The 23,667-nt window shown below is 66.5% G+C and carries 20 protein-coding genes; 8 read left to right on the forward strand and 12 right to left on the reverse strand.

The window, feature by feature from the left end; translation table 11 throughout:
• Positions 1–293: 293 nt before the first annotated feature.
• The gene (locus A5781_RS25785; protein WP_197503645.1) at positions 294–461 is read left to right on the forward strand and encodes a hypothetical protein; all 168 of its coding nucleotides are present in this window, start codon (positions 294–296) and stop codon (positions 459–461) included.
• Positions 462–478: 17 nt separating this feature from the next.
• On the opposite strand, the gene A5781_RS01535 is transcribed toward A5781_RS25785, so the two are convergent.
• The 6 genes from A5781_RS01535 to A5781_RS01560 all read right to left on the reverse strand — a co-directional run bounded on the left by A5781_RS01535 (position 479) and on the right by A5781_RS01560 (position 7,156).
• Positions 479–1,888, reverse strand: coding sequence for a phosphoribosyltransferase family protein (locus A5781_RS01535; RefSeq protein ID WP_082939172.1), 1,410 nt, complete (start codon positions 1,886–1,888; stop codon positions 479–481).
• A 115-nt stretch (positions 1,889–2,003) separates the two neighbouring features.
• Positions 2,004–2,828, reverse strand: coding sequence for an LLM class F420-dependent oxidoreductase (locus tag A5781_RS01540; protein ID WP_082939173.1), 825 nt, complete (start codon positions 2,826–2,828; stop codon positions 2,004–2,006).
• A 23-nt stretch (positions 2,829–2,851) separates the two neighbouring features.
• Positions 2,852–3,907 (reverse strand): poly-gamma-glutamate hydrolase family protein, encoded by a 1,056-nt coding sequence (locus A5781_RS01545; RefSeq protein ID WP_067200080.1) that lies wholly within the window; start codon positions 3,905–3,907, stop codon positions 2,852–2,854.
• Positions 3,908–5,215, reverse strand: coding sequence for an Nramp family divalent metal transporter (locus tag A5781_RS01550; RefSeq protein WP_369817662.1), 1,308 nt, complete (start codon positions 5,213–5,215; stop codon positions 3,908–3,910).
• Positions 5,216–5,263: 48 nt separating this feature from the next.
• Positions 5,264–6,340 (reverse strand): diacylglycerol kinase, encoded by a 1,077-nt coding sequence (locus A5781_RS01555; protein WP_067200087.1) that lies wholly within the window; start codon positions 6,338–6,340, stop codon positions 5,264–5,266.
• Between the two features lie 24 nt (positions 6,341–6,364).
• Positions 6,365–7,156, reverse strand: coding sequence for an SDR family oxidoreductase (locus A5781_RS01560; protein WP_067200090.1), 792 nt, complete (start codon positions 7,154–7,156; stop codon positions 6,365–6,367).
• A 278-nt stretch (positions 7,157–7,434) separates the two neighbouring features.
• On the opposite strand from A5781_RS01560, the gene pstS (A5781_RS01565) reads away from it, so the two are divergent.
• From pstS (A5781_RS01565) to pstA, 4 genes are all read left to right on the forward strand, one after another.
• On the forward strand, positions 7,435–8,535 hold the full coding sequence (gene pstS, locus A5781_RS01565) for a phosphate ABC transporter substrate-binding protein PstS (protein ID WP_067200093.1): 1,101 nt from the start codon (positions 7,435–7,437) through the stop codon (positions 8,533–8,535).
• Positions 8,536–8,718: 183 nt separating this feature from the next.
• Positions 8,719–9,831, forward strand: a complete 1,113-nt coding sequence (gene pstS / locus A5781_RS01570) for a phosphate ABC transporter substrate-binding protein PstS (protein WP_067200096.1) — start codon at positions 8,719–8,721, stop codon at positions 9,829–9,831.
• A gap of 6 nt (positions 9,832–9,837) precedes the next feature.
• Entirely contained in the window at positions 9,838–10,836 is a 999-nt protein-coding gene (gene pstC / locus A5781_RS01575; RefSeq protein WP_067200099.1) for a phosphate ABC transporter permease subunit PstC, read from the forward strand.
• Positions 10,833–11,735 carry a phosphate ABC transporter permease PstA gene (gene pstA, locus A5781_RS01580; protein WP_067200102.1) on the forward strand — a complete coding sequence of 301 codons (903 nt, stop codon included), beginning with the start codon at positions 10,833–10,835 and terminating at the stop codon, positions 11,733–11,735. Before pstC ends, pstA begins: the two co-directional genes overlap by 4 nt.
• A gap of 18 nt (positions 11,736–11,753) precedes the next feature.
• Here the strand turns inward: pstA and A5781_RS01585 are convergent, their stop codons facing one another.
• The 5 genes from A5781_RS01585 to A5781_RS01605 form a co-directional block, all read right to left on the reverse strand.
• Positions 11,754–12,662 (reverse strand): Ku protein, encoded by a 909-nt coding sequence (locus tag A5781_RS01585; protein ID WP_067200106.1) that lies wholly within the window; start codon positions 12,660–12,662, stop codon positions 11,754–11,756.
• A gap of 90 nt (positions 12,663–12,752) precedes the next feature.
• Positions 12,753–13,664: a carbohydrate kinase gene (locus A5781_RS01590; RefSeq protein WP_067200111.1), complete on the reverse strand. Its 912-nt coding sequence runs from the start codon at positions 13,662–13,664 to the stop codon at positions 12,753–12,755.
• Positions 13,661–15,073 carry a mannitol dehydrogenase family protein gene (locus A5781_RS01595; RefSeq protein WP_067200114.1) on the reverse strand — a complete coding sequence of 471 codons (1,413 nt, stop codon included), beginning with the start codon at positions 15,071–15,073 and terminating at the stop codon, positions 13,661–13,663. The genes A5781_RS01590 and A5781_RS01595 overlap by 4 nt, the downstream gene beginning before the upstream one ends.
• A 107-nt stretch (positions 15,074–15,180) precedes the next feature.
• On the reverse strand, positions 15,181–16,038 hold the full coding sequence (locus A5781_RS01600; RefSeq protein ID WP_067200118.1) for an HAD family phosphatase: 858 nt from the start codon (positions 16,036–16,038) through the stop codon (positions 15,181–15,183).
• Complete coding sequence (locus tag A5781_RS01605; protein WP_067200122.1) at positions 16,035–17,552, reverse strand: mannitol dehydrogenase family protein; 1,518 nt, start codon at positions 17,550–17,552, stop codon at positions 16,035–16,037. The genes A5781_RS01600 and A5781_RS01605 overlap by 4 nt, the downstream gene beginning before the upstream one ends.
• Before the next feature lie 126 nt (positions 17,553–17,678).
• Between A5781_RS01605 and A5781_RS01610 the strand changes: the two genes are divergently transcribed.
• Both A5781_RS01610 and A5781_RS01615 read left to right on the forward strand, forming a co-directional pair.
• Entirely contained in the window at positions 17,679–19,937 is a 2,259-nt protein-coding gene (locus A5781_RS01610; protein ID WP_067200126.1) for an ATP-dependent DNA ligase, read from the forward strand.
• Positions 19,934–21,871 carry a fumarylacetoacetate hydrolase family protein gene (locus A5781_RS01615; protein ID WP_067200129.1) on the forward strand — a complete coding sequence of 646 codons (1,938 nt, stop codon included), beginning with the start codon at positions 19,934–19,936 and terminating at the stop codon, positions 21,869–21,871. The genes A5781_RS01610 and A5781_RS01615 overlap by 4 nt, the downstream gene beginning before the upstream one ends.
• Here the strand turns inward: A5781_RS01615 and A5781_RS01620 are convergent.
• On the reverse strand, positions 21,868–22,785 hold the full coding sequence (locus A5781_RS01620) for an SAM-dependent methyltransferase (protein ID WP_067200133.1): 918 nt from the start codon (positions 22,783–22,785) through the stop codon (positions 21,868–21,870). The genes A5781_RS01615 and A5781_RS01620 overlap by 4 nt on opposite strands.
• Before the next feature lie 84 nt (positions 22,786–22,869).
• Here A5781_RS01620 and A5781_RS01625 point away from each other — a divergent pair, with 84 nt between their 5' ends.
• Entirely contained in the window at positions 22,870–23,667 is a 798-nt protein-coding gene (locus A5781_RS01625; protein ID WP_197503652.1) for an enoyl-CoA hydratase/isomerase family protein, read from the forward strand.

The following is a 23,667-nucleotide window of genomic DNA, read 5'->3' on the forward strand; positions in this document are numbered from 1 at the left end:
AGTCCACCTTTGTCGGGTGGATTCGGTCTGGCAGCGGCCCTCGCGGGGTGGTTTTCCGCGGGCCGCGCTGTGTCAGCTTGCGGTTCAATGCCTTTACCCAATTCGCGATGCCGTTGGCGCCGCTGTTTCGAGCTCACCGCTGACCGGATGAAGGGTTCGTGCGCGTCGGTCCAGACACCGGGCACGTCCCGAAACACGCTACGCGGCAACGGATGTTCTCAAACGACAGCCCGCAACTGGCCAAGACGCGGAGAATGGCAACCGGGATCGTTACTTCGGGAAGGGAGGAAGCAATGGCCGCAGACCCACAATGCGCCCGCTGCAAACAAGCCATCGGACCGGGATGGCTCTACCTGACTGCACATCGCCGCGGCCAGGCGGCGCCGGCCGAAGACGACGCGGTACTGATCCATCTACCCGACGAGTGCCCGCGGGCCGGGGAGCACGTGCCGCCGAGCTAGACGTCGGAGCCGTTGGACTAAGGATTAGCGGTGAGAGCTGCCGGCCTCAGGTGTTCGATGAACCAGTCGCGGGCCAGCATCGCGGCCCGCTCGAGCGTCCCAGGTTCTTCGAAGAGATGGGTGGCGCCCCGCACGACGGCGAGTTCGCACTTGCCGGGGATTGCAGCCCGCGCTTGCCGATTCAATTCCAGCACCACGTCGTCGTTGCCCCCCACGATCAGCAGCGTCGGCGCGTAAACCCTGGCCAAGAACGGGCCCGCCAGATCAGGCCGCCCGCCCCGGGACACCACCGCCGCGACGTTTACCCGCGGGTCGGTGGCAGCGACCAGGGCAGCGCCCGCGCCGGTGCTGGCACCGAAGTAACCGACCGGCAGCGCGGCGGTGTCTTGCTGGCGGCTCAGCCAGCCGGTCACATCGACCAGTCGTCGCGCCAAAAGCTCAATGTCGAACACGTTGGCGCGATTTCGTTCCTCTTCCAGGGTGAGCAGGTCGAACAGCAGCGTGGCGAGACCCGCGCCGTTCAGCACGTCGGCCACGTAGCGGTTACGGGGGCTGTGCCGGCTGCTCCCACTGCCGTGCGCGAACAGCACAACGCCGACCGGATCTTCGGGAATCGTCAGATGTCCGGCCACCACCACCGATCCGGCGCTGACCCTGACTTCCTCGTCGCGTAAGGGCGGGTCGTCCGCGGCGGCGTCGGCGACCCGCCCGCGAGAACCGTCGCGGGCGCGGTCGAGGAGCGCGACCACCTCGTCGTCGGATGTCTGGGTGAAGTTGCGATAGCCCTGGCCCACGGCGAAGAAGAACTCGGGCGTATGCAAACAAACCACGTCGTCGGCGTACCCGGCGAATCGTTCGAAGACATCGCGTCCGCCGATCGGAACGGCCAGCACAACTCTGCTCGCGCCCTGGGCGCGGGCGACTTCGCAGGCGGCTCTGGCGGTCGCGCCGGTCGCGACGCCGTCATCGACGATCACCGCGGTCCGTCCCGCGAACGGGATCCGGTCGTGCCCGCTGCGGAATTTTTCCGAGCGTCGAGCCAGTTCGGCCCGCTGCTTCGCCTCGACGGCGGCCACTTCGTCCGCGGACAACCTGGCCTCGCGCAGCACGGCGTCGTTGATCACCCGCACCCCGCCCTCGCCGATCGCACCGAAGGCCAATTCGGGCTGGAACGGGACCCCGAGCTTGCGCACCACCAGTACGTCGAGCTGGGCCTGCAGGGCCTTCGCGACCTCGAAGGCCACCGGTACACCGCCGCGTGGGAGGCCCAGCACCAAAACATCGTGACCGCGCAACGATTCCAGGCTTTTGCCCAGCTCTCGTCCGGCGTCAACACGATCGTCGAACAGTCTCGAATCGCCGCGCAGCGAAGCCAGCCGTTGCCCCAGTGAACGCCCCCTATCGCCACCGCGGTCCCTCAGTGTCATCCCCCGAGTGTGTCGCGAGCCGCCGGTGCGTCGAAGGGCCGGAAGGCCACTTACCGGGGGACCAACGCCTCCTGACTGCTCGCCGAGGTCACCGCGCGGCCGCAGCTAAAACCAGTCAGCGCAATTCCGCGATGACCTTTGCGAAGTTGTCGACGTGGTTGTCCTGGACGGTGATGAACGTGACTCCGTACTTCTCCCGGTACCCCAGCAGCGTGTCGGCCATCTCGCGGGGTGAGCCCGTCAGCACGGAGTGCATGGCCAGGATCTCCTCGTCGGACAACCCGGCCGCGTAGCGACGGGTCATCGTCAGGTCGGGCAGGCTCTCGCCCTCGGCCGGGACCGCAGTGACGGCGAGGTTCAATTCGAGCGCGTCGAATCGGTCGCCGGCGGCGTTGCGGACGAACTCGACGCGTTCGGTCAGCGGGTCGTCGGCCTCTTTCACCCTCGAACCGGTCAGCCCGATGATGTCGGCGTGCTGGGCGGCGATGGTCAGCACCCGGTCGCCGTTGCCGGCGATCAGGATCGGTGTCGTCGGGTGATGCTCCTTCAGATATTTCGTCATGTGGTTGAGGTAGTCCACCCGGGCGCCGGCACTGGGATAGGGGAGCTCTGCGGCGTCGAACTCTTCCTTGACATACCCGGTGCCGAGCCCGATTTCGAGGCGGCCGTTACTGAGCTTGTCCAAGTCGCCCAGGTCCCGGCTGAGCAGGGCGGGCTTGTAGAAGGCGGCGTTGAGCACATACATGCTCAGCTTCAGTTTGTCGGTGACCATGGCGGCCGCGGTCAGTGCCGGAATCGGGGCAACCGCGCCGAGATGGTCTGGCACGCAAAGCACATCGAATCCGATGTCTTCTGCCTGCTTCACCTTGTCGACGAAAGCTGCGCGCGACTTGATGAAGCGCATGCTCATTCCAAAGCGAAATTCCTTGGCCACCAACAACTCCGTTCAACAGATGAGGACAATTACCAACAGCGTGCCGCTTCCGCCAATGCCTGGATCAGCGCCGTGGTGACCGGCGACAGGCCGTCTTCGCCGGGCAGTGGGCTGCGCGGGCTCAGGCCGCGGACGCGGGGAGACAGTTCCAGCTGGGTCCCGCCGTCGCGCACGCGATTCACCGGGTTGCCTGGATGCAGACCGCGCAACTCCGGTGGGATGTCCTCGAGTTCGGTGACCACCCGATACCCGTTCAATTGAATGTGGCGGGCCAGGTGTGCGGCCAGCGCGCGGTTGCGGCCGCCGGCTAGCAATTGCGTGCTGCGCCCGATGCGGCCGTAGCCGTGCAGCGACACCGCAACGTCGACATGGTCGAGGAATTCGGCGAGCCGTGGCGACTCGGCCGGGTCGAACATCGCCGACGGCAGATGGTGCGGGTAGCGGTCGGGATGACGCAGCACATACACCGAGGCGTGGGCGGCGTCGGCGGCATGTTCGGCGATCACGTCGGTCATCTCTTCCAGCCCGCCGCCGTGGATGGCCAGAAAGCCGAAACGCGAACGCAATTGGCTGGCCTCACTTATGCCGGGCTCGCTCAGCAACGCTGAAAGTGATTGCGGCGCAGGCCCTGACGGCGGCACCCGGCGAGGCCAGTGCGATGGATCCCAGCGCCGCAAGAAGTCGATCCAGCGCTGCGGCAACCCGTGCTGCACGGCGCCGTCGATGATCTTGGGCAGGTAGCCCGGTCGGGGCGGGCCCGGTGTCACCCGATGGTCGATGTACACCCAGGCCGGCGACGACCCGTCGTCGGTGTGCACGGTCAGCCGGTCTCGCCGGTAGCGCACCGGCACGCCCTCGGCGCTGTCCAGGGTGGCCAGGTCACCATCGGAGATCTGCCAGACCACGCCATGCACCTGTGTGCCGGTGCACGCTTCGACCGTGGCCACGCCGCGCTGGTTGATCAGCCAGTCGTGATCGGAGAGGACCGCCGGCCGCGGATCGGCGGCGTCCGGACACCGCAGCGCCATCTGCCTGACGCACAGGTTCGACCCGTATGCGAAGTAGGCGTGCCGGCGGGCCGGCATTTAGCCGGTCACCGTCAGCCAGATGAGTACCACGTTAAGCAGACTAATCATTACGCCGACGGCCCAGCCAACAATCGTCGTGACGGGATGATTGGTGTCGCTGCCCATCAGATCGCGGTCGCTGGTCAGCTTCACCAGCGGAAGGACCGCAAACGGTATCCCGAACGACAGCACCACCTGGGAGAGCACCAGCGCCCGGGTGGGGTCGAACCCGACCGCGAGGATCACCAGGGCGGGACACACGGTGACCAAGCGGCGCACCAGCATCGGGATCCGACGGTGCAGCAGGCCCTGCATGATCATGGCGCCCGCGTAGGCGCCCACCGACGACGACGCCAGCCCGGACGCCAGCAACCCGATTGCGAACAGCACCGCGATGGCTGCGCCCAGGGTGTTGTGAATCGCGGAGTAGGCGCCCTCGATGGACGCGTTGATGTCGCGGTGCTGCAGGTTGATCGCGGCGACCAACAGCATCGCGGCGTTCACCGTTCCCGCGACGGCCATCGCCAGGACGACATCCAGCCGGGTGACCCGCAGCAGCAGGCGTCGTGCGGCGCCCTCGGCGGGATGCCCGTGTCGATCGAGGACCAGCCCGGAATGCATGTACACGGCGTGCGGCATCACGGTGGCGCCCAGGATCGCGGCCGCCAGCAGCACGCTTTCGGTGCCCTGGAATCTCGGCAGCAGCCCGCCCAGCACGGCGTCCGGCGGAGGCGTCTTCACGAAGAAGCTGGCCGCGAAGCCGACGGCGATGACGAGCAGCAGTCCGGTGATGACGCGCTCGAAGATGATCTGCCCGCGCCGGTCCTGGATCGCCAGCAGCAGCAGGGACACCAGCCCGGTGATGACGCCGCCGAGCAGGAGCGGCAAATCGAACAGAATCCGCAAGGCGATTGCCCCGCCGACGATTTCGGCCATATCGGTTGCGATCGCCACCAGTTCGGCCTGGACCCAGTAGACCAGCCGGACCCGACGACTCATTCGCTTGCCGATGGCCGCGGGTAACGATCTTCCGGTCACCAGGCCGAGCTTGGCCGACAGATACTGCACGAGACCGGCGAGCGCATTGGCCACCACGATGACCCACAGCAGCAGGTATCCGAACTTCGCGCCGGAGCTGACGTTGGCGGCGACGTTGCCCGGATCGACATAGGCGATCGCGGCGACGAAGGCAGGCCCGAGCAGATACCAACTGCTTTTCAGCGAGTCCTGGCTGCTCTGCGTCAAGTGTCGCCCTCGATTCACACGTCCGAATAAGAAAGTGAGGTTAGCCGAAGACTCCAGACGGACCCGGAGGCCACCCACCATTCGGGCAGGAGCGGTCAATGGCGCCGGCGCGTCAGGCCGCGCCGCCGATCAGCCCGGGAGGTAAAGGCCCTTGCCGGTGATCAGGGGCAGGTCCAGCGTCGTCACGATGCCCGGCGGGGCGGCCACCACCGCGGGGATCGCGTTGACCACCCGCATCGCGGTGGCGACCAGCCCGGCGTGGTTGTGGTCGCCCTTGCGGCTGCTCAGGCAGACATCCATCCCGTAGGAGGGTTCGCCGGTGATCTCGATGCGGTACGACCCGCCGTGCTGGGCGGGCTGCGGCCAGTCCGGGCACAAATCCTCGCGCAGCCGGGTGACGTGTTCGAGGACGACGACGGGGTCGCCGTTGACCATGCCGAACACCTCGAACCGCAGCGCCGCGGCGCTGCCCTTGGGGATGTGCCCGGACGCGATGTCGAAGTCCTCCGGCGCCGGCACGCGCACGTACTCCTGCGCGACCGAGTCGAGCGAAATCCCCAGGCCGGCCGCCAGCTGCCGAACCACCGATCCCCACGCCAGGCTGAGCACGCCGGGCTGCAGCAGCATGGGGATGTCGTCGAGCGGCTTCCCGAATCCCATCACGTCGAACATGACCGCGGCGCTGTCATAGGTGGCGTAATCGACGATCTCCATACAGCGAATCTGCTGGATGTTCTGACAGGTGCCGGCCAGCGCCAGCGGCAGCAGGTCGTTGGCGAAGCCGGGATCGATCCCGTTGACGAATACGCTCGAATTCCCTTCGCGCGCAGCATCTTCGATGGGCTTGATGAGCTCTTCGGGAATCACCTGCCACGGGTACTGCAAGAAGACCGGGCCGCTCCCGACGACGTTGATGCCGGCGGCCAGGACGCGCCGGTAGTCTTCCAGCGCCTCGGGCAACCGGTTGTCCGCCAACGCGTTGTAGACGGCGCACTGCGGTCCGGTGGCGAGCACGGCGTCCAGGTCGGTGCTGGCCAGCACGCCGGTCGAATCGGCAAGCCCGGCAAGCTCCGCCGCGTCCTTGCCGGCCTTGGCGTCCGAGGACACCCAGACGCCCCTGAGCTCGAACTCGGGATTGGTGATGAGCGCTCGCAGCGCGTGGACGCCGACATTGCCGGTGCCCAATTGAACGACGGGGATTGCCATGGCGGGCTCCTTAGCGGTCGGGGGTCACAGGTCCGGGACGGGGATGTCGAGGTTGGGGTAGGTGAGGCCGCCGTCGACCTCCAGCGTCTTGCCGGTCAGGAAGCTGCCCGCCGGAGACGCCAAATAGACTGCGGCGGCGGCGATGTCGACGGGATCACCGAGTCGGCGCATGGGCGTGGCCTTTTCCATCGGCGCGCGCAGCTCGTCGTTGGACGCGACGACATCCAGCGCGGAGGTGAGGATCGATCCCGGTGCGATCGCATTGACCCGGATGCGTGGGCAAAGGTCCAGGGCGGTCAGCCGGGTGTAGTGGGACAGCGCGGCCTTGGCGGTGCCGTAGGCGGCGAAGCCGCGTCCGGCGAGCCGGCCCATGGTCGAGGTGATGTTGATGACGCTGCCGCCCCCGGAGTGCTCGAGCATGAGGGGTACCGCCGCAACGGTCAGCGCGTGGGCGGTGGCGACGTTGAAGGTGAATGCGTCCTTGAGGTCCTTGGTCGAGGTGGTCAGCAGCGTGTTGGGCATCGTGCCGCCGACGTTGTTGACGACGATGTCTAGTTTCCCGAAAGCCTCGACGGCCTGGCCGGCCAGCTGAGCGGTCACCTCGGGGTGGGACAGATCGGCGGCGACGATGTGCGCCCGCCGACCGGCCGCGCGGACCTGTTCTGCGACGCCTTCTAGTTGCGATTCCGTTCGCGAGGCGATCAGGACGTCGGCGCCGGCCTCAGCGAAAGCCAGTGCGATAGCCGCCCCGAGGCCACGGCCGGCACCGGTGATGACGGCGACTTTGTCGTCGAGACGAAATCTGTCAAGGATCATTGCGGCCTCTCTTAGCCCAAGTTGTCAGCCGAGACGGTAGCAAGCCTCGCCGTCTCGGATGCGGCATTTCTGGAACAGGTTCTACTTTTGCATACAGACGGGGCGATGTAACGCCCCGCGCCCGCTTCCGGGCCCGTTGGAACGGGTCAACCGCGCCGCGTCTCGCGTCCACTGCGAGAACATACGGGCGGCGCTAGCCTTAGTGCTGACCGTTTGTCGGCGCGCAGCGGCTACTGAATGGTGGCGATCATGTTTGAGCTTTCCCGATTGGGATCATATTGGGGCTGAATCGATTTGGCGCCGCGCTAAGTGTCCTGACCGTCGTCGCCCTGGCGTTGTCTAGTTGCGGAAGCAATGACAACGGGGCGGGGCCGGGCGCGCCGCCCGGCAAGGTGAGCTGCGGCGGGAAGAACACGCTGAAGGCCAGCGGGTCGACCGCCCAGGCCAACGCGATGACCCGCTTCATCAAGGCATTCGAGCAGGCCTGCCCCGGCCAGACGCTGAACTACACGCCCAACGGCTCCGGAGCGGGTATTGGCGAATTCACCGGGAACCAAACGGATTTCGCCGGCTCGGACTCACCGTTGGCTCCCATCGAATACTTCGCGGCGCGGCAGCGCTGTGGTTCGCCGGCGTGGAATTTGCCGGTGGTGTTCGGGCCGATCGCGATCACCTACAACGTCACGGGCGTGACTTCGCTGAATCTAGACGGCCCGACGGCCGCGAAAGTGTTCAAGGGCGCTATCACGTCCTGGAACGACCCGGCGATTGCGGCGCTGAACCCCGGCGTCGCGTTGCCCGCCGAGCCGATTCGGGTGATCTTCCGCAACGACCAGTCCGGTACGACGGACAATTTCCAGAAGTACCTGGACTCGGCCGCCAACGGCGCCTGGGACAAGGGCATCGGGAAGACGTTCAACGGCGGTGTCGGCGAGGGGGCCAAGGGCAACGACGGCACGTCGGCGGCGGTCAAGGCCACCGAGGGATCCATCGCCTACAACGAATGGTCGTTTGCCCAGGCGCAAAAAGTCGGCATGGCCAAGATCGTCACATCGGCCGGCCCGGATGCCGTGGCGATCAGCGCCGCCTCGGTCGGCAAGACGATCGCCGGTGCGGACTTCGTCGAGGAGGGCAACGACTTGGTCGTCGACACCTTCTCCTTCTACAAGCCGACCCAACCCGGCTCGTATCCGATCGTGCTCGCGACATATGAGATCGTCTGCTCGAAATATCCGGATCCCCAGGTCGCTGCTGCCGTGAAGGCGTTCCTGCAGAGCACCGTCGGTGCGGGGCAGAACGGCCTGGCGGACAACGGCTACATTCCCGTTCCGGACTCCTTCAAGGCCCGGTTGTCGGCGGCGATCGACGCCATTTCGTGAGCCTCCCCGCAGCTGCACGCGGCCGCCCGCAAGCCGCCTTGGCCAGCGACAATCGGCCGACGGCAATTTGCCCAACGTTAACCTTCTTGCTGTTAGCTTCGTTGCTGCGAGAGACGCTGGTCGCCGCGCAGCGGCGGGAAGAACGCCGGCAGTCATGTTTCATCCCTACCGTTAGGAAGTGACTTGAAACTCAACCGATTCGGTGTCGCGATGAGCGTTGTGACCGCTGGTGCGCTGGCGTTGTCGGGGTGCGGAAGTGACAACAACGCCGGTCGCGGAAGCGCCACGAGCGGTTCGTCGTCGGGCAAGGTCGCCTGTGGCGGAAAGAAGACCTTGAAGTCCAGCGGGTCAACCGCGCAGGCCAACGCGATGACGCGCTTCGTCAACGCCTTCGAGCAAGCCTGCTCCGGTCAGACGTTGAATTACACCGCCAATGGCTCGGGCGCGGGAATCAGTGAATTCAATGGCAACCAAACCGATTTCGGCGGATCGGACTCGCCACTTGCTGCCAAGGAGTACGCTGCGGCGCAGCAGCGTTGCGGCTCACCGGCATGGAATCTGCCGGTGGTGTTCGGTCCGATCGCCATCACCTACAACGTCAAGGGCCTGACTTCGCTGAGCCTCGACGGCCCGACGGCGGCGAAGATCTTCAACGGCGCCATCACGACGTGGAATGACCCGGCCATTGCGGCGCTCAACTCCGGTGCGACCTTGCCCGCCGAGCCGATTCACGTGGTGTTCCGCAACGACGAATCCGGCACCACGGACAACTTCCAGAAGTACCTCGACGCCGCCTCCAACGGCGCGTGGGGCAAGGGCGCCGGAAAGACGTTCAAGGGCGGCGTCGGTGAGGGGGCCAAGGGCAACGACGGCACGTCGGCGGCGATCAAGGCCACCGAGGGATCCATCACCTACAACGAATGGTCGTTCGCTCAGGCGCAGAAACTGGACATGGCCAAGGTCGTCACGTCCGCCGGTCCCGACGCGGTCGCGATCAGCTCCGACTCGGTCGGCAAGACGATTTCCGGGGCCAAGATCAGCGGGCAGGGCAACGACCTGGTGCTCGACACGCTCTCCTTCTACAAGCCGACCCAACCCGGGTCGTACCCGATCGTGCTCGCCACATATGAGATCGTCTGCTCGAAGTATCCCGATTCGCAGGTCGGCACCGCGGTGAAGGCGTTCCTGCAAAGTACGATCGGTGCGGGGCAGAGTGGCCTCGCCGACAATGGGTACATCCCCATCCCGGATTCGTTCAAGTCCAGGCTGTCGGCTTCGATCAACGCCATCACGTGATTTGAGGTGGTCGTGACCCGAGGAGCGGTAGCCAGCCCGTCGACTCCGAAAAAACCCGAGCTCAAGGCGCTGGGCGCGCCGTCAGCTCGGCGGGGTGACCGGCTGTTCAAGCTGACGGCTGCCGCTGCCGGTTCGACGATCGTGGTCGCGATCCTGCTGATCGCGGTGTTCCTGCTGATTCGTGCCGTTCCGTCGTTGCGGGTCAACCACGCGAACTTCTTCACCAGCGCCCAGTTCAGCACCACGGATCCGGGGAAGCTGGCCTTCGGGATTCGTGACCTGTTGATGGTTACGGTGCTCAGTTCGCTCACCGCCCTGGTGGTGGCGGTGCCGGTCGCGGTCGGGATCGCGGTCTTCCTTACCCAATACGCGCCCAAGCGGCTGGCGCGCCCGTTCGGCGCGATCGTCGACCTGCTGGCCGCGGTGCCCTCGATCATCTTCGGGTTGTGGGGCATCTTCGTGCTGGCGCCCCGGATCGAGCCGGTCGCGGCATTCCTCAATCGCAACCTGGGCTGGTTGTTTCTGTTCAAGCAGGGCAACGTCTCGCTGGCCGGTGGCGGCACCATCTTCACCGCGGGCATCGTGCTCTCGGCGATGATCCTGCCGATCATCACGTCGGTCTCCCGGGAAGTGTTCCGGCAGACGCCGCAGATCCAGATGGAAGCGGCGCAAGCGCTGGGTGCCACCAAGTGGGAGGTGGTGCGGATGACCGTGCTGCCGTTCGGCCGCAGCGGCGTTATCGCGGCGTCCATGTTGGGGTTGGGCCGGGCGCTCGGCGAGACGGTGGCGGTCCTGATCATCTTGCGCTCCGCCGCACGTCCGGGAAATTGGTCGCTGTTCGACGGCGGCTACACGTTCGCCTCGAAGATCGCCTCCGCGGCAGCAGAATTCAGTGAACCGTTGCCCACCGGGGCCTACATCGCCGCGGGATTCGCGTTGTTCGTCTTGACGTTCGTCGTCAACGCGCTCGCGCGTGCCATCGCCGGCGGGAAGGTCAACGGATGACGGCCAGCGTGTTCGACCGGCCGGTCAAAACCCAGGCGTTCCGGCCCGTCAGCATCCGGCGCCGGCTCACGAACAGCGCGGCCACCGTGTTCTTCGTCGCCTCGTTCCTCATCGCGCTGGTGCCGCTGGTCTGGGTGCTGTCGGTCGTGGTGGCCCGGGGTTGGTACGCGGTCACCCGAACGGGTTGGTGGACCCACTCGCTGCACGGGATTTTGCCGGAGCAGTTTGCCGGCGGCATCTATCACGCGCTGTACGGAACCGTCGTGCAGGCCGGCGTCGCCGCCCTGTTGTCCGTACCGCTGGGGCTGATGACCGCCGTCTTCCTGGTGGAATACGGCTCCGGGCGGCTGGTGCGACTGACGACGTTCATGGTCGACGTGCTCGCCGGGGTGCCCTCCATCGTGGCGGCGCTGTTTATCTTCAGCCTCTGGATCGCCACCCTGGGATTCCAGCAGAGCTCGTTCGCCGTGTCGCTGGCGCTGGTCTTGTTGATGCTGCCGGTGGTGGTGCGGTCCGCCGAGGAGATGCTCAGGCTGGTGCCCGACGATCTGCGCGAAGCCAGCTACGCGCTCGGGGTTCCCAAGTGGAAGACCATCATGCGGATCGTGTTCCCGATCGCGATGCCCGGCATCGTCTCCGGCGTCTTGCTGTCCGTCGCGCGGGTCATCGGCGAAACCGCCCCGGTGCTGGTGCTGGTCGGCTACAGCCGGTCGATCAACGTCGACATCTTCCACGGCAACATGGCCTCGCTCCCGCTGCTGATCTACACCGAACTCACCAATCCCGAACACGCCGGTTTCCTGCGCATCTGGGGTGCGGCGCTGAGCCTGATCATCATCGTCGCCGTGATCAACCTGATCGCGGCGGCGACCCGGTTCCTGGCGACCCGCCGGCGCTGACCACGCGGCGGTTCCGCGTCAGGATTTCGACGCGGCCTTCTTGGCCGGCGCCTTCTTCGCCGGTGACTTCTTCGCGGTGGTCTTCTTGGCGGCCGTTTTCTTGGCCGGGGCCTTCTTCGCGGGAGCCTTCCCGTTACCGGAGCGCGCCTTCACGCTGGCTTCCAGCTTGGCCAACAGGTCGGAGACGTCCTCGGTCTCGTCGAGTTCCTTCGGTTGCTCCTCGGTGGTAAAGGCTTCGCCGCCTTCGAGTTTCGCGTCGATGAGCTCCTGCAGCTGCTCCTGGTAGGTGTCGTGGTAGCGGTCCGGATTGAAGTCTTCGGCCATCGCCTCCACCACCTGACCGGCCATCTTGAGCTCCGCCGGCTTGATCTCGACTTCCTTGTCCAGCACCGGAAAGTCGGGGTCGCGGATTTCGTCGGGCCACAGCAGGGTGTGCACCATCATCACGTCGCGCTTGCCGAAGTCCTTGACCCGCAAGGCTGCCAGCCGCGTCTTGTTGCGCAGCGTAAAGTGCACGATCGCCATCCGATCGGTCTCGGCGAGCGTCTTTGCCAGCAGCACATAGGATTTCGACGACTTGGAATCCGGCTCCAGGAAGTAGCTACGGTCGAACAGCATGGGGTCGACCTCTTCGGCGGGAACGAACTCCAGCACCTCGATCTCGCGGCTGCGCTCTTCGGGCAGGGTGGAGATGTCGTCGTCGGTGATGATGACCATCTGCCCGTCGTCGGATTCGAACGCCCGGGCGATGTCGCGGTATTCGACGACCTCGCCGTCCACCTCGCACACGCGTTGGTATCGGATGCGGCCGTTGTCCTTGGCGTGCACCTGATGGAACTTGATGTCGTGGTCCTGGGTGGCGCTGTACACCTTGACCGGGACGTTGACCAGCCCGAACGCGATCGAGCCCTTCCAGATGGAGCGCATGTAAGTCAGTATGCCCATACTGTTCGCCGGCTAACAGGACGCGGGGCCGTTGCGCCGCAGCTCGTGACCGCATCGAAGCCTGCCGAGAAGCTACGGCCGGTTTGCCCGGGCCCGCAGGTCGGCGCGATAGGGGAGGTCCGCTCCGTCGCGGCCCACGGTCACGGACGACGAAAGGCTGGCCGCCTCGAGCGCTTCCGCGAGGACACTGATCGGGATGTTGCGCAGGGCGGCCCGGCGGTCGGCGCCCAATAAGTTCATCCCCCAGAGCGCATCGAGCAGGCCCACTGCGAAGGCGTCACCGGCGCCGACGGTGTCCACCACCCGGACGGGCCTGGCGGCCGCGCGTGCCTCGCCGGCCGAGCACACGGCCAGCGAGCCGCGGGCGCCCATCGTCACCGCCACGATCGCCGGTCCCGACGCCAGCCAGCTTCGAGCGGTCTGCTCCGGTTCGTGATCGGGGTCGATCCAGCGCAGGTCCTCGTCGCTGACCTTGACGACGTCGCTGAGCTCCACCAGACGTGCGATGCGGGCGCGCGCCACGGCCGGGTCGTCGATCAGCGACGGCCGCACGTTCGGGTCGAAGGTGACCGTAGCCGAGACGCGGTAGGTCTCGATCAGCGCCGCGACCGCCAGGCAGCCCGGCACCCGCACGGCGGCGATGGATCCGGTGTGGACGAACAGCGGTGGCCGAACTTCTGGGGTGCCGGAGAGTCGCCAGTCCAGATCGAACACGTAGTCCGCCGACCCGTCCTCGGCGAGAGTCGCTACCGCGGTCGGTGTTCGGATAGCCGAAATGCTGCCCGGGACAAGCTGTGCGCCAGCAGTTTTCACGTAGTCGACGATGCGCCGGCCATAGGGGTCGTCGGCGATGTGGGTCAGGAAGTCGACGTCGCGGCTCAGCCGGGCGAGTCCGACGGCGACGTTGAGCGGACTGCCACCGACGTGCTCGTCGCCGTCGACGATGTCGATCAGTGACTCGCCGATCACCAGCCCGCGGGTCATCGCACCAAAGCCTCCAGCGTCGCCCGAGCTCCCTTGCTGTGCAACGAATCCAGCGCCCAGCAATACGCCTCGACAAACCGCGGTTGGTGGGCCAGATCGCAGAACACGGCGGTCACCTCAATGAACGCGGTGGGATTCTGGTGTTGCGACCGGGCGATCGGGATGAGCGAATCCGCGAGCTGGTCCACCACCTCGTACGGCTTACCCCATTCGTCGGTGCCCTCGGCGTAGCGCGCCCAGCTGGCCGCCGCCGCGGCCGCCAGGCGAACCGGCCCGTCGGTGGCCAGGTTGTCGCAGATGACGGGAAACAGCCATTTCGGGATGCGGTCCGACGAGTAGGCGCAGAGGCGCGCGACGGTGTCGCGCACGGCCGGGTTGGCGAACCGCTCGACCAGCGTGCGGCCGTATTCGTGCAAATCGATTCCCGGCACCGGCGGCAGGGTGGGGATGGCCTCGGTGTCGAAGTAAGAGAGCAAGAATTCGGCGAATAGGGGATCGCGTGCCGCCTCGTGGACGAACTGGAAGCCGCACAGATGGGCGAAGTAGGCCAGGCACTGATGCCCCGCGTTGAGCAGCCGCAGCTTCATCAGCTCGTACGGGCGCACGTCGTCGACCATCAGCACCCCCGCTTGTTCCAGCGGCGGCCGACCATCGGCGAAGTCGTCTTCGATCACCCAGGCGGTGAAGGGTTCGGCAACCACCGGCCACCGGTCGTCGACGCCGAAGTCGCGCCGTACTTCCGCGGCCATCTCCAAAGTCGTTGCCGGAGTGATGCGGTCAACCATCGAACTAGGGAACCGGGCGTGTTCCGCCACCCACTCGGCCAACGCGGGATCTCTGCGTTCGGCACTGGCCAGCACGGTACGCCTGGCGACTTCACCGTTGTTCTCGATGTTGTCGCAGGAGACCACGGTCGGCGCGGAGACTCCTCGATCGCGCCGCCTGGCGAGCGCCTCGGTGATCAACGCGAACGCCGGCCCATCGGGATCGCGGTACCCGCCCTCGGTGATGGTCAGCGAGATCATCCGGGTGGATGCCGCGGCGAGCACCTCTAACGCTGATTCCGGATCGTCCGGGGCGTAGCGGTAGTCAACGATCGACCCGATGACCTGGGCATCCCGGCTGCCGTTGGGATTCTCCAAGATCAACGTGTACAGCCCGTCCTGACCGTTGAGGACGTCGCGCATGGTCCAGTCGGCGGGCATCACCCCGACGCCGCAGATGCCCCAGTCGTGTGCCAGGCCCTGCTGCATCAGCAGGTTGAGGTACGCAGCCTGATGCGCGCGGTGAAAATGACCGGCACCGATATGCGCAATACCGACGGTCACGCTGCCGCGGTCATAGTTCGGCGCCTCGATCGGCAGTTCGGAAAGCGACGCATTGTTCAGGTTGATCGCGCTAGCCACCATTGGCCAACTCCTCACCGGGCCACAGCCCGGATCGTTACCGGGCTCGCAGCACCTCTCGACGGTATGACGGCCGCGGGCCGAAGCCCAGTCGCGGACCAGTCGATGCCCTACGCGAGGGGGGAACCTCCGGTCGGCACAGCCGACAACAGCAGGACATCGGCAAGCGCACGCCACGAATCGGTTATTGCGACTGCGCCGGCATCGATCAATTCCGCTCGGCGGCAATCCCGTTCGTCAGGTAACACGAACATCAGGTTGCCGACGGTGGCGAAGCCGGCCGCGACCGCGGAACTCACGCCGGCCACGGAGTCTTCGATGGCCAGCCCTTGTTCCGCTGCGACGCCCATGACCTCGCCGGAATGCAGATACACCGCCGGGTCGGGTTTGCTTGTCGGCACCGCAAGTGAGTCCTCCGCACTGAAAGTCACGGCCTCCGGTATCAGCGAGTCGATGCCGGTGGCGGCGAAGCAGGCACGCAGACGCTTGGTGGCGCTGGAGCTGACGGCCGCCAGCGCGTAGTGCGGCGCGAGGTCTCGCAGCGGTTCCAGTACCTGCGGGTCGGGGGTCAGCGTGACAGCGAGATGAGCGGTCACCCGTTCGCGCTCTTCGAGCACCCACTGCTCGAGTTCGTCGGCGGACAACGCGTTGCCCTTCGCCAGGTCACCGTCTGAGGCGACCACCGCTGCGGGAAGGCCGTCGGCCAGCGCTGGGTCGAGCGGCAGTTGGGATTGGACCGCCAGGCCCAGAGCCATTGCGCGGAAGTTCTTCCCGACGGCCCGCTTACGCAACTCCTCCGAGTCGAGCGGAGCGGTCACCCCGAACCTGGCCAGGAAGCGATTCATCACCTCGGTCGACGCTTCGAACGCCGGCCTCTCCGAAGCGAACAGGTTGTCATCGGCGTCACACAGCAAAGTCGTGATCGGCGCCGGGTCGAACGTGCGCACAAAGGTCAGCTCATCGGTCATCGTGCCACCAACTCTCGCTCGTCGTTGCGCATCGCGTCACGCAGCGTGGGCACCACGCCGCGCGTGTCGATTTGCGCGATCATCTCGCCGAGGCGCTCCGCAAAGCCGGGAACCGCGCGCAGCTCGGCGAACATCGCATGCCGCAGCAGCGGATCAGGATTGTTGCCCGCCATGTTGGCCAACTTAGCCACCGGTATCGCCTGCGAGTCGTCGAGGCGGAGCTTGCGGCCCTGGAGGTCGTGGCCGCGCATATACCTGGCCCATCCGGCAACGGCCAACATCAGCAGCGTGTGCGGTCGACCCTGCGCGATCGCCTCCTGCAGGGAGGGCAGCACAAACGAGGTGATTTTGCTCGTTCCCCGCCGGGCCAGCCGCGACAATTGGTCGCTCATACGGGGATTGCCGAGCCGATCGAGCAAGGTGGCCCGGTATTCGGGGGTGTTCATCCCGGGGACCGCGGGCAGCAGCGGTTGAATTTCGTCGCGCAGCAGCCTCTCGACGTAATCGAAAAGGACGCGGTCCCGCATCGCTTCGTCGGTGCGCTGGTAACCGGCCAGCGTCGCCAGGCACGCGAGCGCGATATGGGTTCCGTTGAGAAGACGTGTCTTGATCAGCTTGTGGTCGCTGACATCGGCAACGAACTCGGCACCGACCTCCTCGAGCGGCGGCCGTCCGTTGCTGAACGAATCCTCGATCACCCATTGGCGATACGGCTCGGTCACGACCGGACACCTGTCGGCCACGCCGAACGTCTGCTCGACGAATTTGCGCTCCGAGTTCGAGGTTTGCGGGGTGATGCGATCGACCATGGTCGACGGGAACGCGACATGCTTTTCGATCCAGCGGGCAAGCCCCGGATCCTTGCATGCGGCGAACGACACCAGCGCGGTTCTCGCCGGCCGGGTGTCGCCTGGAATGTTGTCGCAGCAGAGCACGGTGAACGGCGCGAAGCCCGCGCGGCGGCGCCGATCGAGAGCTTCGGCCAGATATCCCCACGCGGTGGCGTAGCCATCGGACGCGACCAGGTCGGCGCGCACGTCGGGGTGGTTCACGTCGAACTCGTCGGTGACCGGATCCAGGAAGTATCCGTTGTCCGTGATGGTCAGGCTGACGATTCGGGTTTGGGGATCGGCCAGGGCGGCACGGACCGCGGCGCCGTCATTCGGTGCGTAATGGACGGAGCCGATCGATCCGACCACGCGGGCGGTCTGGCCGTCATGGCCGCGCTGCACGACGGTGTAAAGCCCGTCCTGTGCCGACAGCAGGTCTTTGGCGCCGGGGGAGTGCAGGCTGACGCCGGTAACACCCCAACGATGCGAAATGCCTGAGCGGGCAAGGTCGTCGAAGTAAACGGCCTGATGTGCGCGGTGGAAGTTGCCCGCGCCGATGTGCACGACACCGCGTTGCAGGGCCGACCTCTCGTAAGTGGGTATTGCGATTCTCTGGGAGTGCAGTTGCAGGGTGGCATTGCTGAGGGGGACGCCGCCTTCTGGACGCCGGGACAATATGCGCATCGGTACTCCGTGCCCGGGGTGCCCGCGGGTCTAACGCCTTCGTAATCGATGTCACATAAATTTACGTTTGAGACATAATCCGTGGTGGGAAGCCATGATCGCTGCTCAAACGCGTAAGTTGACACCATGGCACCGCGGGTGAAGCTCACCAACGCCGACAAGGTGCTCTACCCCGCCACCGGCACCACCAAGCGGGACGTCTTCGACTACTACACCCGGATCGCCGAGGTAATGATCCCGCACATCGCGGGGCGCCCGGCCACCCGCAAACGCTGGCCCAATGGCGTCGAACAGGATTCGTTCTTCGAGAAGCAACTGGCTTCGTCGGCGCCGGACTGGCTGCCGCGCGCGAGCGTCACGCACCGGTCCGGAACCACGACGTATCCGATCATCGACAGCCCCGAAGGACTGGCCTGGATCGCGCAACAAGCAGCGCTGGAAGTGCACGTGCCGCAATGGCGGTTCGTCGCCGAGTGGACCCGAAGCAAAGCGGAAGAGCTCAAGCCCGGTCCCGCAACCCGATTGGTGTTCGACCTCGATCCCGGTGAAGGCGTGACCATGGCCCAGCTCGCCGAGGTGGCCCATGCCGTGCGCGATCTCATTGGCGGAATCGGGCTGACCCTGTTTCCGCTCACCAGCGGCAGCAAAGGCCTGCACCTCTACGCGCCGCTGGCGGAGCCGGTGAGCAGCAAGGGGGCGACGGTGTTGGCGAAACGGGTTGCCCAGCAACTGGAAAAGTCGATGCCCAAGCTGGTCACGTCGACCATGACCCGGAGCCTGCGCGCGGGGAAGGTGTTCCTGGACTGGAGCCAGAACAACGGGGCGAAGACGACCATCGCGCCGTATTCGTTGCGCGGGCGCGAACATCCCACGGTCGCGGCGCCGCGCACCTGGGAGGAACTCGCCGCCCCGGCGGCGCTGAGTCAATTGCGCTACGACGAGGTGCTGGACCGGGTGGCGCGTGACGGCGATCTGCTGGCGGCGCTGGACAACGACGTCGCCGTCCCGGACCGGTTGACCAAGTACCGCAGCATGCGGGACGCGTCGAAAACTCCGGAGCCGGTTCCCCGGACGAAACCGACCACGGGCCAAGGCAATTCCTTCGTCATCCAGGAACACCATGCCCGCCGGCTGCACTACGACTTCCGGCTGGAGAAAGACGGCGTGCTGGTGTCGTGGGCGGTGCCGAAGAACCTGCCCGAAACCACCTCGGTGAACCACCTGGCGGTGCACACCGAGGATCATCCCCTGGAGTACGGCAGCTTCGAGGGCAACATCCCCAAGGGGGAGTACGGGGCCGGGAAGGTGATCATCTGGGACTCCGGGACTTATGAGGCGGAGAAATTTCTCGACGACGAGGTCATCGTCAATCTGCATGGCAGCAAGGTTTCCGGCCGCTATGCGCTGATCCAGACCAACGGTGACCAGTGGCTGGCGCACCGGATGAAAGACCAGAAGGTCTTCGACTTCGACGGAATAGCGCCCATGCTCGCCACCCATGGCTCGGTGTCGGCGTGCAAGGCGGGCCAGTGGGCCTTCGAAGGCAAATGGGACGGCTACCGGCTGCTGGTCGAAATCGACCACGGCGCCCTGCGGGTAAGGTCGCGGCGCGGCCGCGAGGTTACCAACGAATATCCCCAATTAGGTTCGCTCGCAGCAGATCTCGCCGATCATCACGTGGTGCTCGACGGGGAGGCCGTCGTCTTGGACGCCGCCGGGGTGCCGAGCTTTCACGCGATGCAGAACCGCGGCCGCGGCAGCCGAGTGGAATTCTGGGCGTTCGATGTGCTGTATCTCGACGGTCGTTCGCTGCTGAGGGCCCGCTACCAGGACCGCCGAAAGTTGTTGGAAACTCTCGCGAGTGGCAGTGACCTCATCGTCCCCGAGCTGTTGCCGGGCGATGGGAAACAGGCGCTGGAGCACTCGGGCAAGCACGGGTGGGAGGGCGTGGTCGCCAAGAAGCGCGACTCCACCTATCAGCCGGGGCGACGCTCGGCGTCCTGGATCAAGGACAAGCATTGGAACACCCAGGAAGTCGTCATCGGCGGCTGGAAGGCGGGAGAGGGCGGCCGCAGCAGCGGCATCGGCTCGCTGCTGATGGGCATTCCCACCGACAACGGCCTGCATTTCGCCGGGCGGGTCGGCACCGGGTTCACCGAACGTGACCTGGCGAACCTGAAGAAGACCCTGGCGCCGCTGCACACCGACCAATCCCCCTTCACCCCACCGCTTCCCCGCAGCGAGGCCAGGGGCGTGACCTACGTCGAGCCGGTGCTGGTGGGGGAGGTGCGCTACAGCGAGTGGACCCCCGATGACCGGTTACGCCAATCGAGCTGGCGCGGACTGCGGCCGGACAAGGAACCGAGTGAGGTGGTGCGCGAATGAAATGGGTGACCTACCTGGATGCCAACGGTGAACGCACCGGGGTGCTCTCCGGTGACGCCATCCACGCGATGCCCGCCGGCGTGACGCTGCTCGGCCTGATCGGCCGTGGCGCCGAAGGGTTGCGTGCTGCCGGCGAGGAGGCGCTGCGCGCGCCGGCGGCGGGCGTGCCAGCGGGGACGGTGCGGCTCTTGGCCCCGATCCCACGGCCGCCGTCCATCCGCGACTCGTTGTGTTTTCTCGACCACATGCGCAACTGCCAGGCCGCGCTCGGCGCCGGGCGAACGCTCGCTGACACCTGGTACCGGATACCGGCGTTCTACTTCGCCTGTCCGGCAACGGTTCTGGGACCCTACGACGACGCCCCCACCGCGCCCGGGAGTGCTTGGCAGGACTTCGAATTGGAGATCGCCGCGGTCATCGGAACCGGTGGGCGGGACCTCTCGGTCGAGGAAGCCGAACGCGCCATCATCGGCTACACCATCTTCAACGACTGGTCCGCGCGTGACCTCCAACAAATGGAAAGCCAACTCGGCATTGGGCAGGGCAAAGGCAAAGACAGCGCCGTCACGCTGGGCCCGTACTTGGTGACGCCCGACGAGCTCGAGCCCTACCGGCGGGACGGCAGGCTCGACCTGCGGGTGACCGCTCTGGTCAACGACGCCGTGATCGGGTCGGGATCGACCGCCCAAATGGATTGGACCTTCGGCGAAGTCATCTCCTACGCGTCGCGCGGCGTGACGCTCGTCCCCGGCGACGTCATCGGCTCCGGCACCGTGCCGACCTGCACGCTGGTCGAGCACCTGAACCCGACGGCGCTGGACTCGTTCCCCGGCTGGCTGCACGAGGGCGACGTCGTCACGCTCCAGGTCCAGGGGCTCGGCGAGACCCGGCAAATCGTGCGCGCCAGCGGCGCACCGCACCCCCTGGCGGCCCGGGCCAACCCGGACGCGGCGCCCGCCCCGCGGCGGGTGAACCGGGCACCCGCGAAGGTGCCCTACACCCGCGGCCTGCACGAGGTCGCCGACCGGGTGTGGGCGTGGACGCTGCCGGACGGCGGCTACGGGTGGAGCAACGCCGGGCTGGTCGCCGGCGAGGGGGCGTCCCTGCTCGTCGACACCCTGTTCGACCTGGCGCTGACGCGCGAAATGCTCACCGCGATGCGGGATATCACCTCGTCGGCGCCCATCACCGACACGGTGATCACCCACTCGAACGGGGACCACACCCACGGCAACCAACTGCTCGACGCCTCGGTGCGGATCATCGCCGCACAGGGTACCGCCGACGAGATCGCGCACGGGATGGCGCCCGAGATGCTGGCGATGGCGCAGACCGCGAACCTCGGGCCGGTTGCCACCCCTTACACGCGAGACCGCTTCGGACACTTCGACTTCAGCGGAATCACGGTGCGCAACGCGGATCAGACGTTCGACCGTGAGCTGACCATCGAGGTGGGTGGGCGGCGCATCGACCTGCTGAACCTGGGGCCCGCGCATACCGCCGCGGATTCGGTGGTCCACGTACCCGACGCGGGGGTCCTCTTCGGTGGCGACCTGCTGTTCATCGGCTGTACCCCGATTGTGTGGGCCGGCCCGATCGCCAACTGGATCGCCGCGTGCGACGCGATGATCGCGCTCGACGCGCCGACAGTGGTGCCCGGCCATGGCCCCGTCAGCGACCCGGACGGAATCCGTGCGGTCCGTGGATATCTCGCGCACGTCTCCGAACAAGCTGAGGCCGCCTACCGCCGCGGGCTGTCGTGGTCCGAAGGGGCCGACACCATCGACCTCGGTGAGTATGCGACCTGGCTGGACGCGGAGCGCGTGGTCGTCAACGTTTACCAGCGCTACCGCGAACTGGACCCCGATACCCCGCAGCTGGAGGTCATGGCCCTGCTGGTGATGCAGGCCGAGTGGCTGGCCAAGCGGGGCTAGAGCCGCACGGCCCGGACGAATTTGATCGTGGTCGCCGGGACCTGCTCGGCCGCCGGCCCCAACTCCGGCAACCCGGCGGCGGTGAACAGATCGGTGAGCCTGGATTCGGTTATTTCCCAACCATTCTCGTGCAGATGCGCCGCGACGTCGGTGTGCTCGCCCGGATACGTCAAGCTGGTCAGGTCCATCTCGAGCCCCCACCGTCGCCAGCCCTCGGTCATCAGCCGCGCTTGTTCCTGGGCCGCCGGCGAGGTGCCGGTCACGGTGCCGTAGTCGGCGGCGAACCGGCTGCCCTCGGCGGACAGCGGGATGATGGAGTCCAGCAGCCGAATCTCGGCCTCCGGCGGGAGCCACCCGATGAGCACGCCTTCGGCGAGCCAGGCCGTGGGATGGGCCGAATCGAAGCCCTGCTCCTGCAGCGCCGCCGGCCAGTCCTCGCGCAGATCGATCCCCACCTCGCGAAGCCTGGCGGTGGGGGCCGCCCCGATCTCGGACATCGTCGCCGCCTTGAACGCGATCACCTCGGGCTGATCGATCTCGTACACCGTCGTGCCGATCGGCCAGCGCAGCCGGTATGCGCGGGAATCCAGTCCCGAAGCCACGATCACCACCTGCAGCAGCCCCGCTTGGCCGGCCGCTGCGAAATAATCATCGAAGTACCGGGCGCGGGCGGCGAACGTGTCGACCATCCGATGAAATCCGACGCTCTGCCCGAGCTCGTCGGAATCCAGTTCGCCGCTGGCGAGCCTGGTGAAAACGTCCAATCCCACGGCACGCACCAGCGGCTCGGCGAAGTCGTCGGTGACGACCGGCTGCGGACGCTTGCTCGCGGCGGCCCTGGCGGCGGCGACCATGGTTGCCGTCGCTCCCACGCTGTTGGCCAAGTCCCAGCTGTCACCTTCGGTTCGTGCCATGGTTTCTCCTTCGGTGTGGCGGCCAAACCACGGTATGCCCCGCCGGTGAATATCGCGTCGCTTACGGTTTCTCGTATGCCCGCAGTGGAATTGGAAACCCTCGAAGGCGACATCGCCCGCATCGTCTTGAATCGCCCGGAGCGCCTGAACGCCATCGACGGATCGCTGATCGACGGCGTGGAGCGTGCTTTGGACGTCCTCGCCGGCGGCGACTTCAGGGCCGCGATCCTGACCGGCGCCGGCCGCGGATTCTGCGCCGGGGCCGACTTGAGCGGCACCGGAGAACCGTGGACCACGCCCAGGCCGTGGACCCCGCCGTTCAAGGTCAACTACGACTCCCAGGTCCGCCTGGCCGAGCTGTTCACCCGGATCTATGAGCTGCCCATCCCGGTGATCGCCGCCGTCAACGGCGTGGCCGTCGGGGGAGGGCTGGCGTTCGCACTGGTCTCCGACATCCGTGTCGCTTCCGACCAGGCCCGATTCTCCTCGGCGTTCATCAAGGCGGGCTTCTCGTCGATGGACATGGGCACCAGCTATCTGCTGCCGAAGATCGTCGGCGCGGGAGTGGCGCGCGAACTCATGCTGACCGGCCGCATCATCGACGCGGCCGAGGCCTACCGCATCAAGCTGGTGCACGAGGTGGTGGCCCCCGACGAGCTGATGACGGCCGCGCTGAAGGTGGCCCGGTCGATCGCCGAGAACAACGCCTACGGCGTCTGGCAGACCAAGATCGGGCTCAACGCGGCACTGGACGCGCCCAGCTTGCGGCATGCCATCGAGATCGAGAACCGCACCCAGATCCTCAGCGGTTTCACCAACAACCCGGCCGAGGCGGCCAAGGCGCACCGGGAGAAGCGGGCTCCGAAGTGGGATCCGCTGTGA

This window comes from Mycobacterium sp. 852002-30065_SCH5024008 (genome assembly GCF_001665645.1).
GTDB lineage: Bacteria > Actinomycetota > Actinomycetes > Mycobacteriales > Mycobacteriaceae > Mycobacterium > Mycobacterium paraffinicum.

Coding starts and splice junctions, on each gene's coding strand:
- A5781_RS01595 (WP_067200114.1), bottom strand. CDS start 15,073: ATGGTGGCTAGCGCGATCAACCTGAACAATGCGTCGCTTTCCGAACTG.
- A5781_RS01610 (WP_067200126.1), top strand. CDS start 17,679: ATGGCACCGCGGGTGAAGCTCACCAACGCCGACAAGGTGCTCTACCCC.
- A5781_RS01550 (WP_369817662.1), bottom strand. CDS start 5,215: ATGGTGGGTGGCCTCCGGGTCCGTCTGGAGTCTTCGGCTAACCTCACT.
- A5781_RS01535 (WP_082939172.1), bottom strand. CDS start 1,888: ATGACACTGAGGGACCGCGGTGGCGATAGGGGGCGTTCACTGGGGCAA.
- pstA (WP_067200102.1), top strand. CDS start 10,833: ATGACGGCCAGCGTGTTCGACCGGCCGGTCAAAACCCAGGCGTTCCGG.
- A5781_RS25785 (WP_197503645.1), top strand. CDS start 294: ATGGCCGCAGACCCACAATGCGCCCGCTGCAAACAAGCCATCGGACCG.
- A5781_RS01555 (WP_067200087.1), bottom strand. CDS start 6,340: ATGGCAATCCCCGTCGTTCAATTGGGCACCGGCAATGTCGGCGTCCAC.
- A5781_RS01615 (WP_067200129.1), top strand. CDS start 19,934: ATGAAATGGGTGACCTACCTGGATGCCAACGGTGAACGCACCGGGGTG.
- A5781_RS01560 (WP_067200090.1), bottom strand. CDS start 7,156: ATGATCCTTGACAGATTTCGTCTCGACGACAAAGTCGCCGTCATCACC.
- A5781_RS01545 (WP_067200080.1), bottom strand. CDS start 3,907: ATGCCGGCCCGCCGGCACGCCTACTTCGCATACGGGTCGAACCTGTGC.
- A5781_RS01590 (WP_067200111.1), bottom strand. CDS start 13,664: ATGACCCGCGGGCTGGTGATCGGCGAGTCACTGATCGACATCGTCGAC.
- A5781_RS01605 (WP_067200122.1), bottom strand. CDS start 17,552: ATGCGCATATTGTCCCGGCGTCCAGAAGGCGGCGTCCCCCTCAGCAAT.
- A5781_RS01620 (WP_067200133.1), bottom strand. CDS start 22,785: ATGGCACGAACCGAAGGTGACAGCTGGGACTTGGCCAACAGCGTGGGA.
- A5781_RS01600 (WP_067200118.1), bottom strand. CDS start 16,038: ATGACCGATGAGCTGACCTTTGTGCGCACGTTCGACCCGGCGCCGATC.
- A5781_RS01585 (WP_067200106.1), bottom strand. CDS start 12,662: ATGCGCTCCATCTGGAAGGGCTCGATCGCGTTCGGGCTGGTCAACGTC.